The sequence below is a fragment of the Pedobacter sp. UYP30 genome, from assembly GCF_040547165.1.
Taxonomy (GTDB): domain Bacteria; phylum Bacteroidota; class Bacteroidia; order Sphingobacteriales; family Sphingobacteriaceae; genus Pedobacter.
Genome location: NZ_JBEPPD010000029.1, coordinates 14,767 through 34,630 on the forward strand (window position 1 = coordinate 14,767; position 19,864 = coordinate 34,630).

At 37.1% G+C, this 19,864-nt stretch carries 21 protein-coding genes and 1 tRNA gene; 5 read left to right on the forward strand and 17 right to left on the reverse strand.

Annotated features, from left to right (window positions below; genetic code table 11):
- Positions 1 to 16 precede the first annotated feature (16 nt).
- The 6 genes from coaE to ABIB40_RS19345 form a co-directional block, all read right to left on the reverse strand.
- A complete protein-coding gene (gene coaE, locus ABIB40_RS19320; RefSeq protein ID WP_354361331.1) occupies positions 17 to 622 on the reverse strand; it encodes a dephospho-CoA kinase in 606 nt (201 codons plus the stop codon).
- Complete coding sequence (locus tag ABIB40_RS19325) at positions 622 to 1,569, reverse strand: YbbR-like domain-containing protein (RefSeq protein ID WP_354361332.1); 948 nt, start codon at positions 1,567 to 1,569, stop codon at positions 622 to 624. The genes coaE and ABIB40_RS19325 overlap by 1 nt, the downstream gene beginning before the upstream one ends.
- Before the next feature lie 96 nt (positions 1,570 to 1,665).
- Positions 1,666 to 1,980, reverse strand: a complete 315-nt coding sequence (yajC, locus tag ABIB40_RS19330) for a preprotein translocase subunit YajC (protein WP_354361334.1) — start codon at positions 1,978 to 1,980, stop codon at positions 1,666 to 1,668.
- A gap of 65 nt (positions 1,981 to 2,045) precedes the next feature.
- The gene (locus tag ABIB40_RS19335) at positions 2,046 to 2,480 is read right to left on the reverse strand and encodes a DUF1573 domain-containing protein (protein WP_354361336.1); all 435 of its coding nucleotides are present in this window, start codon (positions 2,478 to 2,480) and stop codon (positions 2,046 to 2,048) included.
- Between the two features lie 16 nt (positions 2,481 to 2,496).
- Positions 2,497 to 3,444 (reverse strand): transcription antitermination factor NusB, encoded by a 948-nt coding sequence (gene nusB, locus ABIB40_RS19340; RefSeq protein WP_354361338.1) that lies wholly within the window; start codon positions 3,442 to 3,444, stop codon positions 2,497 to 2,499.
- 45 nt (positions 3,445 to 3,489) lie between these two features.
- Positions 3,490 to 4,569: a Glu/Leu/Phe/Val family dehydrogenase gene (locus tag ABIB40_RS19345; protein WP_354361340.1), complete on the reverse strand. Its 1,080-nt coding sequence runs from the start codon at positions 4,567 to 4,569 to the stop codon at positions 3,490 to 3,492.
- A 107-nt stretch (positions 4,570 to 4,676) separates the two neighbouring features.
- Between ABIB40_RS19345 and ABIB40_RS19350 the strand changes: the two genes are divergently transcribed.
- The 3 genes from ABIB40_RS19350 to ABIB40_RS19360 all read left to right on the forward strand — a co-directional run bounded on the left by ABIB40_RS19350 (position 4,677) and on the right by ABIB40_RS19360 (position 7,846).
- Positions 4,677 to 6,467: an ABC transporter ATP-binding protein gene (locus tag ABIB40_RS19350; RefSeq protein WP_354361342.1), complete on the forward strand. Its 1,791-nt coding sequence runs from the start codon at positions 4,677 to 4,679 to the stop codon at positions 6,465 to 6,467.
- Positions 6,468 to 6,535: 68 nt separating this feature from the next.
- Positions 6,536 to 6,853: a DUF3276 family protein gene (locus tag ABIB40_RS19355; RefSeq protein WP_354361344.1), complete on the forward strand. Its 318-nt coding sequence runs from the start codon at positions 6,536 to 6,538 to the stop codon at positions 6,851 to 6,853.
- Positions 6,854 to 6,931: 78 nt separating this feature from the next.
- Positions 6,932 to 7,846, forward strand: coding sequence for a serine hydrolase (locus ABIB40_RS19360; RefSeq protein ID WP_354361346.1), 915 nt, complete (start codon positions 6,932 to 6,934; stop codon positions 7,844 to 7,846).
- Positions 7,847 to 7,869: 23 nt separating this feature from the next.
- Here ABIB40_RS19360 and ABIB40_RS19365 read toward each other — a convergent pair whose 3' ends face one another.
- Positions 7,870 to 8,328, reverse strand: a complete 459-nt coding sequence (locus ABIB40_RS19365; protein WP_354361348.1) for a DUF5362 family protein — start codon at positions 8,326 to 8,328, stop codon at positions 7,870 to 7,872.
- A 183-nt stretch (positions 8,329 to 8,511) separates the two neighbouring features.
- Between ABIB40_RS19365 and ychF the strand changes: the two genes are divergently transcribed.
- Complete coding sequence (ychF, locus tag ABIB40_RS19370) at positions 8,512 to 9,612, forward strand: redox-regulated ATPase YchF (RefSeq protein ID WP_354361350.1); 1,101 nt, start codon at positions 8,512 to 8,514, stop codon at positions 9,610 to 9,612.
- 524 nt (positions 9,613 to 10,136) lie between these two features.
- Here ychF and ABIB40_RS19375 read toward each other — a convergent pair.
- The 3 genes from ABIB40_RS19375 to mgtE all read right to left on the reverse strand — a co-directional run bounded on the left by ABIB40_RS19375 (position 10,137) and on the right by mgtE (position 13,657).
- The gene (locus ABIB40_RS19375) at positions 10,137 to 10,751 is read right to left on the reverse strand and encodes an HAD family hydrolase (RefSeq protein ID WP_354361352.1); all 615 of its coding nucleotides are present in this window, start codon (positions 10,749 to 10,751) and stop codon (positions 10,137 to 10,139) included.
- Between the two features lie 17 nt (positions 10,752 to 10,768).
- Positions 10,769 to 11,848, reverse strand: coding sequence for a class I fructose-bisphosphate aldolase (locus ABIB40_RS19380; protein WP_354361354.1), 1,080 nt, complete (start codon positions 11,846 to 11,848; stop codon positions 10,769 to 10,771).
- A gap of 429 nt (positions 11,849 to 12,277) precedes the next feature.
- Entirely contained in the window at positions 12,278 to 13,657 is a 1,380-nt protein-coding gene (gene mgtE, locus ABIB40_RS19385; protein ID WP_354361355.1) for a magnesium transporter, read from the reverse strand.
- Between the two features lie 193 nt (positions 13,658 to 13,850).
- Here mgtE and ABIB40_RS19390 point away from each other — a divergent pair.
- Positions 13,851 to 13,922: transfer RNA gene (locus ABIB40_RS19390), tRNA-Arg, on the forward strand.
- Positions 13,923 to 14,037: 115 nt separating this feature from the next.
- Here the strand turns inward: ABIB40_RS19390 and ABIB40_RS19395 are convergent.
- The 7 genes from ABIB40_RS19395 to ABIB40_RS19425 all read right to left on the reverse strand — a co-directional run bounded on the left by ABIB40_RS19395 (position 14,038) and on the right by ABIB40_RS19425 (position 19,746).
- Positions 14,038 to 15,141 (reverse strand): hypothetical protein, encoded by a 1,104-nt coding sequence (locus tag ABIB40_RS19395; RefSeq protein ID WP_354361357.1) that lies wholly within the window; start codon positions 15,139 to 15,141, stop codon positions 14,038 to 14,040.
- A gap of 252 nt (positions 15,142 to 15,393) precedes the next feature.
- On the reverse strand, positions 15,394 to 16,095 hold the full coding sequence (locus tag ABIB40_RS19400; RefSeq protein WP_354361358.1) for a hypothetical protein: 702 nt from the start codon (positions 16,093 to 16,095) through the stop codon (positions 15,394 to 15,396).
- 223 nt (positions 16,096 to 16,318) lie between these two features.
- Positions 16,319 to 16,729: a DoxX family protein gene (locus ABIB40_RS19405; protein ID WP_354361359.1), complete on the reverse strand. Its 411-nt coding sequence runs from the start codon at positions 16,727 to 16,729 to the stop codon at positions 16,319 to 16,321.
- Positions 16,726 to 17,148 carry a GNAT family N-acetyltransferase gene (locus ABIB40_RS19410; RefSeq protein ID WP_354361361.1) on the reverse strand — a complete coding sequence of 141 codons (423 nt, stop codon included), beginning with the start codon at positions 17,146 to 17,148 and terminating at the stop codon, positions 16,726 to 16,728. Before ABIB40_RS19410 ends, ABIB40_RS19405 begins: the two co-directional genes overlap by 4 nt.
- A 234-nt stretch (positions 17,149 to 17,382) precedes the next feature.
- Complete coding sequence (locus ABIB40_RS19415; protein WP_354361363.1) at positions 17,383 to 17,811, reverse strand: DUF4304 domain-containing protein; 429 nt, start codon at positions 17,809 to 17,811, stop codon at positions 17,383 to 17,385.
- A gap of 194 nt (positions 17,812 to 18,005) precedes the next feature.
- On the reverse strand, positions 18,006 to 18,896 hold the full coding sequence (locus ABIB40_RS19420; protein WP_354361365.1) for a hypothetical protein: 891 nt from the start codon (positions 18,894 to 18,896) through the stop codon (positions 18,006 to 18,008).
- Positions 18,897 to 19,047: 151 nt separating this feature from the next.
- Complete coding sequence (locus tag ABIB40_RS19425; RefSeq protein WP_354361367.1) at positions 19,048 to 19,746, reverse strand: hypothetical protein; 699 nt, start codon at positions 19,744 to 19,746, stop codon at positions 19,048 to 19,050.
- Positions 19,747 to 19,864: the final 118 nt, after the last annotated feature.

Genomic DNA, 19,864 nt, shown 5'->3' on the forward strand with positions numbered 1-19,864 from the left:
AAGAGCAAGAAACCACTCAATTGCTTGGGACTACCTCTTTTAAAAAGCGATTGTTTAACGCCAGCACTTGTTCAATAAGGCTATGTTCGGAATCATTTATAAGCTGAAAATCAGCCAACCTAATTTTATGTTCATCCGTAAACTGTTTTTCTACACGAGCCATAACTTGCTTTTCAGAAACCTGGTCGCGTTCCATCACGCGCTCTAACCTTATGTTTAGCGGCGCAACGACAACCACTGTTGCATTGCACATTTTATCAGCTGCACTCTCGAATAAAAGTGCGGCTTCTTTTAACACGTAGGGCACTTTTTTATCTACATTTCTACTCCAGCTATCAAAAGCTCTAAACACAGCTGGATGCACCAAGGCATTCAGTTTCTCCAGTTCGGTCTTGTTGTTAAACACGATATTAGCAATCCATTTATTGTTTAACTTCCCATCACTAAAATAGCTTTCATTACCAAAAGCCTTCTTAACCTCATTTACTAAAATTTCGTCGCTAACCATCAGCCCTTTGGCAGCTTCGTCTGCAAAGAATACAGGAATCCCCAACTGCTCAAAAACCCTGCAAACCAAGGTTTTTCCACTGCCTATTCCTCCTGTTATCCCTACTTTGTACATTACTTTTCTACAATAAAGTCTACTTTGTTAGGCACAACGCTAACAAGCTTACAGTAATCAGGAAAATCTGTTATTTTAACGGTAAATTGATTGTGGTGGTCGTTTTTCCACTCGCCAACGTCTACCGCAGCCTGTATAAAATTCTCATCGACTTGGTTGTAATTACCCAAAGTAACTAGAAATGTTACTTTTACCTTTTTTGGAAAGAGCAAAATGCTGTTAAACCCTTTGTTGTTGATGATCTTTAGAGGAACTTCTATCGTTTTCTCCGTAAATTCGTCTACAGGAATTTTAACTTCTACTATGGACGGATAAATATTTATGTTTTTTAAATGCGTTTGCTGCATCCCAACTCGTACAGAAGCACTATTTGATAAATTATTTAATAAAAGTGTATCTGTATCCCATGTCTTAATTTTTCTTAGATCTTCTAAAGGGCCAGTCACGGTAACATATTTTGGGGTCAACAAAATGTCGTTAGCCAACCCAAACTGATTTGCATAACTAATTTTTTTAATAAGATTAATGGGGACTTTCTTTACAGATCTCTTAGTAAAATCGAAATAAAGGGTATCTGGCCTTATAGATATAATTTTTTGCGTGCTCGCAAACTGCCTGTTTATTCCGTTAATTTGATTTGAAAAAACAATAAAATCTTTTTTATTTAGAGGCTCTAAATTAACCGAAATAGACTGGGGTTTAATGCGCAAGCGCGAAAATAACAGTTGCCAACCGGAACCTTCTACCTGTAGATCTACCGTATCTGACTGTAGAGGATGAAAAGCCCTTTCTGAGGGAAAGTTTTTATAGGTTAAAACCGTTTTGGCGTTGTAGACATATTTGTTGTTAAGCGCCATAAACAACCAAGCTGCAATGGCAAAACACAAACAGGCAAACATCCCCACAACTCTTCTCTTTTCTATCTTAGTGAGTTTTATAATCGCCATTTGCTATTTAAACTTATAAAAATTCTGATGCGCTATTGCAAATATAGCCAAAAAAAAAGCCGGAATTACCGGCTTTCTTCTTGTGTTAAATGCAGTTTATGCTTTAGGTACAACTGCTTTTGTGGCATCTAAAGAAACTGCAGATTTATCAAAACGGATTTTGGTTCCGCCTTCTACTTCTATCAAAAATGTAGTTTCGTTCATGTCGGTAATTCTACCGTGTATGCCCGCAGTAGTTACAATTTTATCGCCTTTTTTTAGCTCGGCAACCATTTTCTTAAGATCCTTGGCTTTTTTTACTTGTGGACGTATCATAAAAAAGTAAAACACAATCATAATCAACACCATCGGGCCTAAAGTACCCAACATTCCGCCTCCAGGAGGCGGATCTAAAATTACTGTTAACGTCATTTCTATTATTTGTATTGGTTTATAAATCTTCTATTAAATCAATTCGGCTATATAATAAAGCCTACTTATTTTTTCGGCACAACTTCGCCCACCAAATGTACCGAGCTAACGTTTGGGTTAGCATTACTGGTTACCGTAATAACTTTGTCGTTTATACCAGGTTTTCCTTCGCTGTTAAATACAACTTTAATAAAACCATCCTTTCCAGGTAAAATTGGTTCTTTTGGAGGCTCTGGAATGGTACAACCACAAGTGGCAGTAGCGCTGGAAATGATAAGCGGGCTCTTGCCCGTATTTGTAAACTTAAAGTTGTAAGATACCTTGTCGCCCTCGTTAATTTTAGCGAATTGATGAATTTCTTCTGCAAATTTTATAACTGGAGCATCTGCTTTTGCAACGGTATTAGAATCTGTGGACATTGCATCTTTAACCTGTGTATTTGCATTATGGCAAGCCACAAATGCTAAGGAAGCCACGCAAAAAAATAATAGCCTTTTCATTCTCTGTTAATTTTTATTATTCAATTAAACCTCTACCAACCTTTTTTATAGATTTAGATTTTTGAAGGTCGCCTAAAATTTTGTCTAAAATACCGTTTATAAACGAATTACTTTTCGGTGTACTGTAATCTTTAGAAAGATCTAGGTATTCATTAATGGTTACCTTTACCGGAATCGATGGAAAATTCATCATTTCGCAAATCGCCATTTTCATTAAAATAGTGTCCATTAAGGCAATACGTTCTGATTCCCAGTTTTTCGTTCTATCTGCAATAAGCTCTTGATATTTGCTGTCGTTTTGTAATGTATGCACAAATAAATCTTGTACAAACTTGCTATCTTCTGGCCAATCTGCACTTATTTCTGTAAGCTTGTTTTCAGAAGGGTCATCAGAGTTAAAATTCTTTAAAGTTTTGGCCACCATGCCTTTCATTACCTCATGATCTACCTGCCAGTTTATAAACTTCTCCTCAAAAACCTGCAAAATGCCTTGATTTTTAAGGATGATTTTCCTAAAAATGTATTTGATGATGTCTTTGGAAGATTCTAGCGTCTCGCCTGGATTTGCAAGATATTCTGCATATTCCTTTGAAGCTTTTAAGCTATTATAAATGGTTTTGCGAATCTCTGGATCAAAACTCCAATCTACTTTATATTTTTTTATCTCCGCAAGGTATTGGGGGTTTTGTTGAAGCATTACGCTAAACTTGTTGTTTAACAACTTTAAGTTAGGATTAATGTCTTCTTCTTTTTTCAAGAATTTATTGGCACGGTCAGCAGCGTCGTTTGCTGTGTACTCGGTTACTTCTACCAATAAAGAAAGCATCCAGATATACATTTCGTAAACGCTATCGATGCTTTGCATAAGGATTTTAAGATCTCCTTTAATGTCTTTTCTGTCTGCTAAATGCCAAGCAAAAATATTTTGCAAAGCTTTTATACGTAGGTGCCTTCTATTTAACATGAATGTAAGAACGGGTTTGGTAATTTATACCTTTAATTATATTATTTATTTAATTCTCTTTAAGTCAGCGATTCTCTTTTCTGCAATCTGATCTGCCGCAACATTTGTCGGGATTTTTTCTGTTTTACTCAACTTTATTACATTTCTAGTTGCATCGTAAATATTTTCTGTTAATTGTATGGCTCGTTTTTTTCCAAATCCTGTCAATTCAGAATAACAGGCAATTAAGCCGCCAGCATTTATCAAATAATCTGGCGCAAATAAAATACCTTTCTCCAACAACAATTTCCCATCTAACGTTTCATCGCGTAATTGATTGTTTGCAGAACCTGCGATAATAGAAAAATTCATTTTCGCAATGGTATTGCTGTTTACTGTAGCGCCCATTGCACAGGGCGCATAAACATCTGCAACAACGCTAAATATTTTATCGGCAGCAATTGGTTTTGCTCCATATTTCTTTGCTACGTAGGTTAATCGTTCTGCGTTAATGTCGCTTACCAAAACCTCAGCATTTTCTCGTCTTAGCAAGGCAACCAGTTCTTCCCCCACGCTACCAATTCCTTGCACTACCACTGTTCTACCTGCAAGCGTATCTGTACCAAATACCTCTTTTACACTAGCCTTTATGCCCAAATATACACCTTGAGCCGTAAACGGCGCAGGGTTGCCGGCACCACCCATAGATTCTGGCACACCCGTAACATGTTTTGTTTCCATACGGATGTATTCCATGTCTTTAGTATTGGTCCCCATTTCTTCGGCGGTGATAAACTCTCCATTTTGGTTGTCGATGTACCTGCCGTAGCTGCGCATCAAAGCCTCTGTTTTATCTTTCCTAGAATCGCCAATAATCACCCCTTTTCCACCACCAAGGTTTAAGCCAGTTATCGCCGCTTTATAAGTCATGCCGCGAGATAAACGCAACGCATCTTCTAAAGCTTCGCCCTCTGAGGCATAAGTCCACATCCGCGTACCACCCAAAGCAGGCCCTAAAGTCGTGTCGTGAATAGCGATAATGGCTTTTAAACCAGTACTTTCGTCATTACAAAAGGTTATCTTTTTGTGGCCATACAACTGCTGCTGAGCTAAAACGGATGTGTTTGGGGTCAAATCTGTTGCCATTTGCGTTAAACGTGTGAATTGCCACAAAATTAAAATAAAAAACCGTTATTACCCCTTTTTAAGGCAACTATAAAAAAATAAGCCCGTGTTTAAGTAAGTTTGCATCAATGAAACACCTCAAACGGTTAAATAAATATTTCTATAAATATAAGTGGTGGATTTTACCTGGGGTTATTTTTGTGGTAATAGCCAACATTTTTGGCGTAATACCGGCACAGGTAATTGGCTATGCTTTTGATATTATTACAGAAAACATCCAAATTTACAACCTATTTGAGGGCTTTAACCGCCAACAGGTAATGTATGATATTTTCGGAAACAGCCTATTGTATTTCGGATTTTTAGTGGTACTTCTCTACCTAATTAGAGGAATTTTTCTATTCTTAATGAGACAAACACTCATTTTAATGAGCCGCCACATAGAGTTTGACCTTAAAAACGACATTTACAAACACTACCAGATTTTAAATCTTGGTTTTTACCGCCGTAACAATACGGGCGATTTGATGGCGCGTGCCACAGAAGATGTAAATAGGGTTAGAATGTATGTTGGCCCCGCCATTATGTATGCCGTAAACACATTTGCGCTATCTGTTTTGATTGTTTATGCCATGTTTAATGTAAACGCAAAGCTAGCTATATACTGTTTGCTTCCGCTGCCGTTTTTGGTTGTGATCATCTACTATGTAAATACCGTCATCTTTAAAAAAAGTGGCAAAATTCAGCAGCGTCTGTCAGATCTATCCAGTTTTGTACAAGAACGCTTTTCGGGCATCAGAATTATAAAGTCTTATGTGCGCGAAGACCACACACGTCAACTTTTTGAAGTACAAAGCGATGCCTATAAAAAAGATTCTCTTAGCCTTGTTAAGGTTTCTGCCCTTTTTTACCCAACCATGCTGCTGCTTATTGGTTTAAGCACCATTTTAACTATTTATATTGGCGGCATACAGGTTATAAACGGAAGCATTACCGCGGGTAACATTGCAGAATTTATCATTTATATTACCCAACTTACTTTTCCAGTAACCATGTTGGGCTGGGTTACCAACCTCATACAAAGGGCAGCTGCATCGCAACAGCGCATTAACGAATTTCTAGACATCGAGCCAGAAATACAGTCTACCAATCCTATTGAGAAAATTCTACAGGGAAACATAAAATTTAACAATGTCGACTTTATTTATCCAGATACAGGCATCCGCGCTTTGCACAAGGTAAATTTCGAAATTAAAAGTGGCGAGTTTGTTGCAATTATCGGCAAAACAGGCTCTGGAAAATCTACCTTGGCAAACCTAATTATGCGCATGTACGATGTAAGCGAGGGCAGCATCGAAATTGATGGCGAAAACATGAAAAACATCAACCTTGGCCATTTTAGAGACCAAATAGGTTTTGTGCCTCAAGAGGTTTTTCTTTTCTCAGACACCATAAAAAACAACATCGCCTTCGGCCTAAATAAAGTGGTAGACGAGGAAGTGTATGATGCAGCCAAAAACGCAGCTGTATATCAAAACATTATTGATTTTGAAAGAGGTTTTGAAACCATGCTCGGCGAAAGAGGAATAACGCTTTCAGGGGGTCAGAAACAACGCGTATCGATAGCACGTGCCTTAATTAAATCGCCAAAATTACTTATTTTCGATGATTGCCTATCGGCGGTAGACACCAAGACCGAAGAGGATATTCTACAAAATTTGGGCAAATTAATGAAAGACAAAACAAGCATTTTAATTGCGCATAGAATTTCTACGATTAAAAATGCCGATAAAATATTGGTGTTAGAAGATGGAGAAATTAAAGAGCAGGGCACTCATTCTTCTTTACTGGCACTAAATGGTATTTATACTGATATTTACAACAACCAGCTTTTAGAAGAAGAAAGCCGCAAGGTTTAATAGAGAATTCTATTTTGAACTTTAAATAATTGCTTTATATTTACCCAATAAAACAACAAGAACCACGTATGGGAGATTTTGACAACAGAGAAAGAGAAGAAGTTTTTTCTAAAAAAGTAAGGGCCGGTAAAAGAACCTATTTTTTTGATGTAAAAGCTACGCGTTCTGGCGATTATTACCTAACGCTAACCGAAAGCAAAAAAAGATTAGAAGATGGTGTGTTTGTAAAACACAAAATTTTCGTTTATAAAGAAGATTTCGAAAAATTTACCGAAGGGCTTACTGAAACGGTAGAGTACATCAAAAACAACCAAGAAGTGATAGAGAAAAGATACGAATTAAACGAAAATGGAGATGGAAGCTATAAATCGAAAGACGATTTTTAGTTTTAAATTTCTATTCTAAATACTTAGGCCGTTGTATACACAATGGCCTTTTTTTATTCATTTTAGAGCTTTAGTGGCATGAAACAACTCCTTGCAATAATTTTTATCCTCCTTTTTGCAGTAGGTTTATCTGCACAGGAAAAGATTGATAAAAAACTTCAAAAGAAAATAACGGAATTATCTAAAGAATTTCACGGAGATGTTGGCAGTTATGTAAAAAACCTTAAAACCGGCAAGATTGCTACCTTAAATGCCGACACCATTTTCCAAACAGCCAGCATGGTTAAAGTGCCGATTACCTGTGGCATTTTTAATAAAATAGCAAAAGGCGAATTAAATTATCATGCCAATTTAACCTATCGTGATAGCTTACTATACCCTGGAGAAGACATATTGGGTGCTTTTAAAGATAGCGCACAAATTGCCCTTAGCAAAGTATTGATATTGATGATTACCACAAGCGACAATACCGCTAGCTTATGGTGCCAATCTATGGCTGGAGGAGGGACGGAAATCAACAACCTTATGGCAAACTATGGATTAAAATACACTCGGGTAAACTTACGAACTGAAAGCCGAAAGGAAAATTATCAAAAATACGGATGGGGCCAGACTACGCCAAGAGAAATGGCTACGTTGGTTACCATGATTAGAGATAAAAAAATGGTAGATACCGCTTCATCTGAGCGAATTTATAGAAGTTTAACACGTATTTATTTTGATGCTGAAGCGCTTGCAGAAATCCCACCAATTATTCAGGTGGCATCAAAATCTGGTGCGGTAGATGCCGCACGCTCAGAAGTTTGCTTGGTTAATGCGCCACACGGCGATTACGTTTTTTGCATCACCACAAAAAACAATAAAGACACGTCTTGGAAATACGACAACGAAGCTTGGGTAATGATTAGGAGTTTAAGCAAAATGCTCTGGAATTATTACGAACCGCATTTTGGCTGGGAAAGACCTACCGGGATGGATAAGTTTGATAGGTAGACCGACCGATTGTTCTACAGCTTTTATTTTGCCAACCCACTTCCAACCAAAACCACCAACAACACGTAGGCAACAATAATTACCAAAGTGATAATACCCCAAAATTTAAAAAGAGATTTAACTTGCAGCATCGTACTGTCTAAATTTTCTTGGTCGCCGAATAGAATCGCTTGTTTTCCTCGCGCAGCAATCCGCCCCAAAAGCATACTTGGGTAAAAATAAAAAGCAGCAATTAATAAATAGATGATAGATATAACCGTAGAGCCGCCTTTAGCCAAAGGGCCCAAAGCTGCAAGCGCGGTTGGGTTACTACTTAAAAACGCCCCAATGCTAAACGAACCTAGTAATAGCAATATGGCAACTGCATAACCAATAATAGACAAAAATTTTGCCCATTTGGTAATGTCGTAAAAATAGCTGCGCATTTCCTCAGTCACTATCAATTTAACCTCTTTGGGTTCTTCTCTTTCTAAATCTTCCATAAAAAATGTTCTGCAAATTTATAGAAAATATCTAGCTAAGGCAACCGCTGCTTTTAAAATGAGGTTTTAAAAACATATCTTTGCGACTTTTAAAATAAACCTTTGATGGCTTTTTTTGCAGGGAAACAAAAACCTTGGCTTAAACAGCTATACAGGGCATACAAAAATTAACAACATACTAGCATGGCATTACAATGTGGCATTGTTGGTTTACCCAATGTAGGTAAATCTACCCTCTTTAATTGTTTATCTAACGCAAAAGCGCAAGCGGCAAACTTTCCGTTCTGTACCATCGAACCAAATATCGGCGTAATTACGGTACCTGATGAACGTTTAAACAAACTTGCAGAGTTGGTTAAACCGCATAAAGTGCAACCTAACACCATAGAAATTGTAGATATAGCGGGTTTGGTAAAAGGTGCTTCTAAAGGTGAGGGATTGGGCAACCAGTTTTTGGGTAATATTCGCGCTACAAATGCAATTATCCATGTTTTGCGCTGTTTTGATGATGGAAACGTGATACATGTAGATGGTTCTGTAGATCCCGTTAGAGATAAAGAAATTATAGATACAGAATTGCAACTTAAAGATTTAGATACGGTTGACAAGCGCATTCAAAAAGTAGAAAAAATAGCCAAAACAGGTAACGACAAAGATGCAAAACGGACTTTCGAGATTTTAACGCTTGTTAAAAAGCATTTAGAAAACGGAAAATCTGTTAGAACAGCAGTTATTTCTGAAGAAGATTTCGATTACATAGAAAATTTAGGTCTACTTACCCAAAAACCCGTTATGTACGTTTGCAATGTTGATGAAGAATCGGTTGTTAACGGCAACAAATATGTAGATTTGGTAAAGGCCAGCGTGGCCGATGAAAAAGCAGAAGTTTTGGTCATCTCTGCAAAAATAGAGTCTGAAATTGCAGAACTTGAAAGCTACGAAGAGCGCGAGGAGTTTTTGGCAGATATGGGTTTAACAGAATCTGGCGTACATAAACTGATCAGAACAGCCTATAAATTATTGCATTTAAGTACTTATTTTACGGCTGGGGTGCAAGAAGTGCGCGCTTGGACAATTACCAAAGGCTTTACGGCACCGCAGGCCGCGGGCGTAATCCACACCGATTTCGAAAAAGGTTTTATTAGGGCAGAAGTAATTAAATATACAGATTTTGTTGATCTAGGTTCCGAGAATGCCTGTAAAGAAGCTGGCAAAATGGGTGTAGAAGGCAAAACTTATGTTGTGCAAGATGGAGACATTATGCACTTTAGGTTTAATGTTTAAAGAACTAAGGTTAATTAGTTTAGTCACCACTCTTCCCTTCGCTGTCCTATCCGGACGGGAGTCCTACTTTTTTCTTGAAAAAAAAGTAGCAAAACCGAGCTTTTTTGCGAGCTCATGAATGCAAATAAAACAATAAACACTGATGAATAAATTCAAGGCTGATACCTCTTTGTGTAAAAATTCTCCAAGCTGTTTAATATCGATGATTCTAGGCCTTTCCCTTTCTTTTTTACCCGCGCACGGCTGCAAATCTTCTTCACAAGAGTAACCCGGCAGTTCCCTGCAAGCAGCTTTAGGCGTTTTTCCCCCCAAACTGCTGCTAGGCCGATTCCAACAGGTTGGCTATAGCGAGTGCCGAACAAAATATAGCTTAGCGATTTACCAAAAATCTAATACCTAATACCCTTCTTGTTATTATTCTTCTAGGAATTTTTTCCAATTTTTAAATTCACAAGGACGTAACGAGATGTCTTCATTGCGAAGCACGAAGCAGTCTCTCCTTAGTACTTCCAGCGGCTGAAAAATTAAACAAGTAACCCCAAATCCGCTAGTTTCTTCTTGGTACTTTCATAATCGGTATGAAAAATACCTTTTAAGCCTAAGTCGTCGGCTACCTGTACAAAAAGCTTTCTATCGTCTATATAGATGCTATTTTCTACATCGCATTGCGAAATATCTATGGCCACTTTAAAAATATCGGCATCTGGCTTGCGAAAATGCACAAAACTAGAGGACACGTAAAAATCTATAAATTCATTTAACTTAAAGGTATCTATTCGGTATTGGTTTAACTCTCTGCCCTCGTTGCTAATAACGGCGACCTTTAACTTGTATTTTTCTTTCAAACCTTTTAACAAATTAATCATGTCGGGATAAGCACGAGATTTGCTGAACATAAATTCTTTAAAATCATCTCTGGTAAAATCTCTATTCTCGAAAAAAACCACTCTGTTTAGATATTCATCTAATGTGATTTTTCCAACTTCGTAGGTATCAAACGTGAGGTGATGCCTATCTTCCATATCAGCGTGATTAAGTTCGAATTTTGTTGCTGCTCCTGCCCTAGCGTTCCTATCCCAACCATTGCTAAGCAATACCCCACCTATATCTGTAAAAAGTGTTGTTATTTTATTTTCCATTTTATCTTTCATTTCAATTATGCTACAGTAATTTTTTCCTCTAAATAAACATCTTGTATGCTATTTAACAGGTGTACTCCCTCTTTAAAGCTTTTCTCAAATGCCTTCCTTCCGGAGATGACACCCGTTCCGCCAGCCCTTTTGTTGATTACTGCCGTCTTTACGGCTTCCATTAAATCCTTGTCTTTATCGCCAGAAGATGAGCCGCCAGAGTTTATCAGGCCAGATCTGCCCATAAAACCATTTGCCACTTGATACCGGCAAAGATCTATTGGGCTGTCGGTACTTAATTCGGTGTACATCCGCTCATCAAACTTACCGTAGCTTTCTTCTTTTGTGTTTAACGCTTTAAAACCACCGTTGTTTTCTGGCAACTTTTGTTTTATTATATCTGCTTGGATTGTTACGCCAAGGTAATTTGCTTGCGCGGTTAAATCAGCTGCCGAACTGTAATCTGTACCGTCCTTTTTAAAAGCGGAGTTTCTTAAATAGCACCACAGCACGGTTCCCATACCGAGTTGATGTGCTTCTTCGAAGGCTTTAGAAACTTCTATAATCTGTCTGTCGCTTTCTGCTGAGCCGAAATAAATGGTTGCACCAATGGCAGCCGCACCTAAATTCCATGCTGCTTTTACAGAGGAAAACATAATTTGATCATAATGATTTGGATAGGTAAGCAGTTCGTTGTGGTTTAGCTTTACCAAAAATGGAATTTTATGCGCATATTTTCTAGCTACCGAGCCCAATGTGCCGAAAGTAGAAGCTATAGCGTTACAACCACCCTCTATGGCTAGCTTAACAAGGTTCTCTGGATCAAAATACGCAGGGTTTGCAGAAAAGGAAGCGCCAGCACTATGCTCTACGCCCTGATCTACAGGCAAAATGGATAGGTATCCTGTGCCTGCAAGGCGACCATTATTAAATATACTTTGCAAATTGCGAAGTGTTTGTATGTTCCTATCGGTAATGGCAACTACATCGTCTATAAAGTTTGGCGAAGGCAGGTGCAGGGATTTTTTGTCGATTGTTTTGCACACATGCGTAAATAAACTGCTGTTTTCTGCACCCAAAAGGGTTTCTATTTGACCGTAATTCATATCGTAATTGTTGAGTTGTTAAGTAGTTTATTTGTTGGGGCGCTTTATGGTTGAGTTGCTTTTATTGTTGAGGCGTTGAGTTGTTGAACCCAAAACCTATAACCTATAACCTATAACCTATAACCTATAAGAATTAACAATCGAAAACCAAAAAAGTGTAGATTCTTACGATAAATATTCATTAGACTTTAATTGTCGTGTGATAATAAATTAAAAATTTGATTATCAATAAATTACCTTTTATTAAACACCCCGATCTGCGACCACCCCTCTAAAAGAGGGGAATCATGCAATGCCGCTTTGAGAGAGCGTGTGAGGGAGCGCTAACGATTGGAGCGATATCCTTTTATTGGCTTTCGGCCAATGAAAGATTAAGTGGAAAGCGTGTTAAAGCGCCCAAATTATTGATCAATACTGATTTCTACCGGTCTATTTAAGCAACGTTCCTTTTAAAATGAGAACCGCTACGCTGAAATAAATAACGATTCCGGTTACATCTACCATGGTGGCCACGAAAGGCGCGGAGGAAGTTGCGGGATCTAATTTTAATTTTTTTAGCAAAAGGGGCATCATCGAGCCGATTAAACTGCCCCAAAGTACAATACCTACGAGGGTAAAAAATATGGTTATTGCGATGAGCCACCAATGTGGGCCATAATCGTACAGGTGCATATTTTGCCAAATCACAATTCTGATTAGACCAACGGTGCCTAAAATTGCGCCAAGCATGCTGCCAGAAATAAGTTCCCGTTTCATTACTTTCCACCATTCTGCCAGCGTAACCTCGCCCAATGCCATGGCCTGTATGATTAAGGTTGATGCCTGTGAACCGCTGTTGCCGCCGCTGCTCATAATGAGCGGAATAAATAAAGACAGCACAACGGCTTTTTGCAGCTCTATCTCGAAATGTTGCATGGCTGTGGCGGTAAGCATTTCGCCCAAAAAAAGTACCACAAGCCAACTTGCGCGCTTTTTTACAAGCCGCAACAGCGGAATATCTAGGTAAGGCTCGTCCAAAGCTTCTGTACCACCAAATTTCTGCATGTCTTCGGTGTATTCTTCGTTTGCGAGCCACAAAATATCATCTATGGTAACTATGCCGAGCATAATATTTTGTTTATCTACCACTGGCAATGCAACCCGATTGTTCATTCTAAACACATTGATTGCTTCTTCTTGATGATCTACGGCTTTTAGCGCAATAAACCGATTATCAGTAAGCTCGCCAATGGTAGATTCTGGGTCGGCCAATAAAATAGACCTGATTTTCATATCGTCTATCAGCTCTCCGCCTTTATCTAGCACATAAATTACATCGATAGTTTCAGAATTTTTGCCTACGCGCCGAATGTGTGCTAGCGCGCGACTAATGGTCCAATGTGGGCGCACGGTAACATAATCTGGTGTCATCATTCGGCCTACACTGTTTTCTTCGTAACCGAGCAAGGCCAAAGATTCTTTTCGATCTTCTGGCGAGAGCACGGCAATCATTTTTGTTAACACGTCGCCTTCAAACTTGCCAAAAAGCGCCGTTCTATCATCGGGCGGCAAACTTTTTACAATAGAGTTAAGTTTATTAGGAGAAAGTTTTTTAATAATGCGCTCTTGTGTGGGAAAATCTAAGATGCTGAAAACGGCTGCCGACCGCTTTAAAGAAAGCACTTTGATGAATTTGGCGGCCTGTTTTGGAAATTCATCTATAAGTTCCTCTACATCAGAAATGTTTAGTTGATCTAGATACTTTTTTAAAGCTTTTTCGTTACCAACTGGCAACAATGCTTTTACGTCTTCTACCATCGCCTCTTCCATTTCTGCCTCCTTTTTTTACATGCCCATTTTACTTAAACGGTTGCAAAGGTGCGGTTTTATTTTCGCAAAGTCAATTTTAGCACTTTGCTTAGGATTTTGCGAAGGCATCGTTAAAATTGACCACAACAATTCATACCTGTACTAAACAAAATTAGCTTCATTATTTCTATATTTGCAGCCCCACGTTCTTAATGCTCCCGTAGTTCAATGGATAGAATTGTGGTTTCCGGTACCACCGATATGAGTTCGAATCTCGTCGGGAGCACAAAAAAACCGCTTTTAGCTTTTAAAAAAGCTGAAGGCGGTTTTTTTTATGATTTGGAGTTTACCTCATGACATGACTGATAAACTACATTTTTCTTTTGAGGTAATCTGTTTTTTTAAATAGAAAGGTCAGCCTTTTCATGTTTCGATTTTCTCATAAAATTGACGATTATAAAAATCAAGAAGCCAAAAAGCCAAAGGGAGAATAACACGCTAAAAAAAATCGTTCTGATCGAAGAGTCGAAATAGTTAGATTGATAAAAGAAGCTGTCTAACATATTAAATTCGGCAAGCAAAGCATTTCGATCGAACGTATTTCTGATATCGTTCAGCTGTTCATGATTGTTGTCACGAAAGTAGAAAGCATCTCTCGTTAATTCCATTGGATTAATTTTAGATTCGATGCCGTATTTTTTTAATAAAGTATCAAGCTTTTTAAAGGAATTGAGCAAAGAATCCTTATCTAATTTGTAGAGCAACTTGTATCGCCGTATAGCATTCTGCCGTTGTTGTTTCTTGATAGAGATACCGCTGATTGGGCTAATCAGCGTGTTGTTTCTTAAAAACATGCAAATATCAGGATCATACCTAGGGCTAACTTCAGCGCCTTTAAATACAATTTCAGTACTGTCCTTTACTGTCTTTTTTGAAATGATTCTTTTCTGTAATTCGGCATTATCCAATCCTAAAGCATTAAAAACAGAATTAGAGGTTGTTTTTAAATTTTCATAACCAGATGTCAGCATTTTTAAAGTGTCGATGCTGTAATAATGAGATGCTAAAATATAAGATTCCTTATTTGTCAAATCGTAAAAAGTGGTGTCTGTTACTTCGATAACAGGGTATGGTTTTGGATATAAAATATTTGTGATTGCAAATAATTTCTCAGAACTATACAATGAGTAATTGTATAAAAATGGGTTTAGCGTGTTTAGCAGCGTTTTATCAGCGTTAAAACTTTTTTGAGGGAATTTTTCCCTAAGCTTTACATTCAATCCGAAACTATAGCTAATAAAAAATGTCAACGATAAAAAGACAATCAAAAGCAAAATTGCTCCAATTTTTAACAAATTTTTGGGATTGTAACGTTCCTTTGAATGATTCCGAATAAGAAAAACAAGAACAGCCAACAAGAATAATCCAGTTACAAAAAAGTGCGAGATAGATACATCATCCCAAAACTGGAAGCGGTAAAACTCAGTCCTTAAGTTAGCAAACATAAAATACGCGTAGCAAAAATAAGCAAGATGTATTAGCGCAAGTAAGCAGGCGGACTTAATAAAAAACTTTTTTAAATTGTAATTCATATCTTTTCGTGGTAGGTTTTATTGTTAACGGAACGGGAATTAGGGCAAAAACACGATTCCTTACAAAACAATTGTCGCACCGCAATAAATTAAGCAAATAACTAATGGATAAAGATAAACCATTGTCATCCATTTTTGAACGATTTGATGTTATAGTAATGATTCTCATTTCTTTCTCAGATGCACACCAATTATACAATCTAAAATTTTGTCAGGAACATTTAAAGAATCTGTTTCTATTTTACTTGCCCAATATAAGCCTCGTGGTGAGGTAAAGAAAAGTTTTTCAATTGATACCTTGTCTACCGATATTGAATATGGTTTTAATACGTTATTTAAGTCTGTGCCTAATTTAGATTCTTTAAGAAATTGTGCTACAGCCGTATAACTTTTAAGTTTGTCACTTGCGCCGAATTTTTGATGATATTGTTTTGTTACATTAATTGCAAGGTCTCCACTCGAAATAAGTCGTCCAAATGAAATGCCTGTCAATAAGTCGAAGTTAAAATCCTTTGCCGCATTTGGCAAAATTATTCTTAATTCTGCAAGTCTTTTTTTGTAGCTTATTGCAGGTTTTAAATAGGAGGCATTTAGATTAATCTCAACATTGCCACCGTCTTTTGCTTCTGTGAAAATGCAGCTATAGTCAGAAGTATCTCTGTCAATAATTACAAAGTAGCCGATTGCTCTTTTTCTAAATGCCGAACCTGCAAGTTCGTCTGTGATAGTTTTACTGCCTACAATTGTGTCGATAATTACTTTATTTTCTATTAGTTTCTGAGCAAACCTATTTTGTCTATTGTCGTTACATGCGGTTAGCAAAACTATAAATAGTACTAATATTAAATTAATGTTTTTAATGTTCATTGTGTCGTTTTATAATTAAACGTAATCGAGGCCTCTAAAGAAAATTTCACCTTAATGTTCTCACTGAACTGGTAAAAGTCTCCCTGACTAGGATTTCTTGCTCAATAGAGAATTTTCAGCCCGAAACTACATCCCCATAGCGAACAAAAAGTTGATGGCTTGCACTTCGGCCCCAGCTAACGCCAATGCGATGTTGCCTACCGCATATTTTTACAGCGTCTTTTTATTTGCTTTTCCTATTTGTAATTAAACTCAATGCAAAGGCTCCTGCCGAAGCAGAAAAAACAGAATAGTCAAGTGGTGCTTTTATGTTTAAAGAAAATGCCATCGATAAGCCAAATAACAAAAGTAAAAAACCTGTTGCCTTTGCAAATAAGGATGTTTTATACGTTGTAAGCAAAGCGAGTCCCAATCCTATTTCTAAAAATGTTGCAACACCTCCCAAAAAAGGAATTACGGAAGCAGGAACAAATGGATTTATCTTTTGTGTATAGGCTAAAAAGTTTTCCCAATTACCCCATGCCGAAAGTTCTTTACTCCAAAATCCAAATCTGTCTGCAACGGCTGATAAAAGACCTGCACTAAGCGAAATGCGTAATAACCATTGTATAATTTTTGCTTCCGATATTTTCATATTGTTTTATTAAAGTGAAAAGCACTTATTGTAAAGTCTTCTTCAAAATATAATTTGTGTGCCGTTGTTCTGGCACTCCCGCTGTCTAATTGTATCGAAATACAGTTTTCTTTTTTGGCAAGTTCATATAAATGTTTTAATAAAGAAGAGGCATATCCTTTTCCTCTACAAGATTCCAAAGTAGATAAGTCGTCGATGTAAAGCATTTTTCCACAGTAAAGCATCGTGAAAATTCTATAACCTGCAATGGCAACTGTTTTTTCTTTTTCACAGATATACAGAAGGTTATAGCCTTCATTTTGCATATTTTTTATAGTATCTACAAAACTTTTTTCTGTTAACATAGGTCGTAAAAGATACATTGCTTCCCAAGAAGAAGAAATCTCAATATCTGTTACCGCATTTTTAATTTCTATCATGTGTGATGTTGTTAGCTGTCAAACTGCATGCAGGTAACGCTTGCGAAGCGGAAGCACGATGTATAAAATGAGCGAAGCGAACTTTGTACATTGTGTTGCTAGTTTGTGCAGAAATGGCATTGCTCGCAGAACCGTTTTCGTACCCTACTAAATTAAGTAAATAAAGATGAACTAACGTGAACCACCGTCAGCCATTTTTGCCCAAATTTGCTGTTATGCGCTGGTGTTTTACTTTTAGTTGAGTTCTCCATTTTTCCAATACTCTTCTGCAATGTCAAATTTTAATATTACGTCTTTACTGATTTTCCTGTAAATGTCGCCAAAACCAAACAGATGTTTTCTGTCGTAACGAAACCAGTCGTCTGTTAAACTGCCATCTGTATTTGATTTAATTCGCTTACGCTTATATACGTCGTGAGCAGTCAACTTATTTGGTTTAATTTCAAGTCCCCAAGGAGTTGTAAAGCCGTCAGGTTTACAATTTGCAATTTCAATTACAAAACCGCCACCGCTTCTGTCAAATTGAAAAGTTAATAGATTAATTCGTTCAGCTGTCTGTCTTCTAAAGTGTGGAAATGAACCTTTGAAGTTAAATTTCCGTAATTTAGGAACAACAATTTCGCTTAAGCTTTTTATCATTTCGTCTCTTCCTAAACTACTCATATTAAATTTTTATTTTTTGAGTTTACGCTGTCTGTACACTTGCAGGTAACGTTTTGAAAATTTGTGCAGAAATGGCATTGCTTGCAGAACCATTCGTACCGCACTAAATTAAGTAAATAACTGATAAATTAACGTAAACCACCGTCAGCCATTTTTGCAAAAATTTGCTGTTATGGGTTGCCTTTTTTCTCCTCTTATATGTCACACAATGTTGGTACAGGGTATTTCTTCATTTGAAATATTTTAATGTGATGTTCCAAGTCACCAAAAATTGTTTCGAACCTTTCAAAATTCTCTTCATACCCAAAGGAACCTGTTTCCTTAAGTCCTTCAATTATTTTCAAAGTTCCCACTTTTTCAAATTTATCTTTGAAATTGATAAAATCCTTATGGTCAACTGCAAGTTTGGTAAGACCAAAAAAGAAGTTGCAATTTCCTCCATTTAGCCTCCAAATCCTTTCTATCCCCGGTTGACGCTCTTTCGTTGTTTGCCGCTCATAACCGCTTCCTACTTCTCTGCCTAAAATTTCTTTGTCCATCAAATCCTCAACAGTCGGTTTTTTATTCGCATTATAAGTTGTCGGCACTAAGATGTAATTGCATTGCCCCCTATATTGGTCTATCGATGCACAAATAACAACTCTATAATTTCCGTCTTTAAGTTGAAATGTCAATAAGTCGTCTGTCTGAAAATAGAGATTGGTAATTTTCCTAAACTTTTTTCTTGCTCTCACCTTTGTGTTCGGATGACTGATTTTATTCCAAAATTTGTCAAGCTCTTTTTGTCTCGACTTACCATAGTTCTCATCATTTTCTGTCCACTCTTTTACACAAGCACCTTTATCAATAATCGTTTTTATGTGGCCTAATTTTTCCTCTGTAAGTTGACCCATTTCCCAAAAAGCCAAAGCGCAAGCAGTTACATAAAGTTCATTGTCGAAGTTGTCAAAGTAGTCATATTGAATAAGTGGGAACTCTTTGTTTATAGTTTCAAAATCTGCACCACTATCATACAAGTCCATCATACCCCAATATGTGTCGTGGGCGGTGTCACTATCAATTATTTTAACTCCGTCTGTTGCCATTATTTTATGTCCTTAAGGTTACCCATAACGTTTTGAAAATTTGTGCAGAAATGGCATTGCTTGCAGAACCATTGTCGCACCGCACCAAGTTAAGTAAATAACCGATGAATTTACGTAAACCACCGTCAGCCATTTTTCTACAAATTTGCTGTTACCTGTAGTTTTTTTTGAATAGTTGATATTGTCCTTCAATACTTCTTTTGTTCCACTTATTTGAGGTCGGAAAAGATATTTTGATAACACACCAAGCAGTATTATGTATATGGAAAATCATAGTTAATTGATTATTTCGTCTCCAATCTCGAACCACAATGTAAGAAAAAACATCTTCTTGAATATGTGTCCACTTTTTTGGTAAAAACTTTTCAGTGTGAGTTAGTAAAATAATTTCTTCTGGGCGAGTTTCTTCTGCGTTAAAAGGATAAAAACCAACACATTTGAAAGAATTTAAAGATGGAATTTTATCATATTTGTGATAATACAATCCAAATGCGTTTTTTTCGATAACTTTTTTTAGTCGTTCTGTTTCCGGTCTTAAATACGTTCTTCCATCGTCATCTTGTTTAATTGATTTTAATAATCTTTCAAATAATTTCGACGAACGAGTTCTTGATTTATATATGCTTCCGCCTGGTTCAGTTCTAGCTCTTAAGTTCGGACTTTCAGATAAAGTAGTCAAAACATTTAAGAAATACTCTTCGTCAAAAGAGAATGAGTGATTACATTTAGCACAGGCGTCTATTGTTAGAAGATTTTTTGGATAAGGTTTTTCCAACAAATTTTTAGACGGAATATGGTCTTTCGTTGTTGCTGGCTCGCCACAAAAATAACAATCTATTTTCTGTTTCAATGGGTCGTTTGTAAAATTACAGGTAACGTTTTGAAAATTTGTGCATAAATGGCATTACTTGCAGAACCGATGTCGCACCGCACAAACCAAAGTTAATAACGAAAAATCTGAGTTGAAC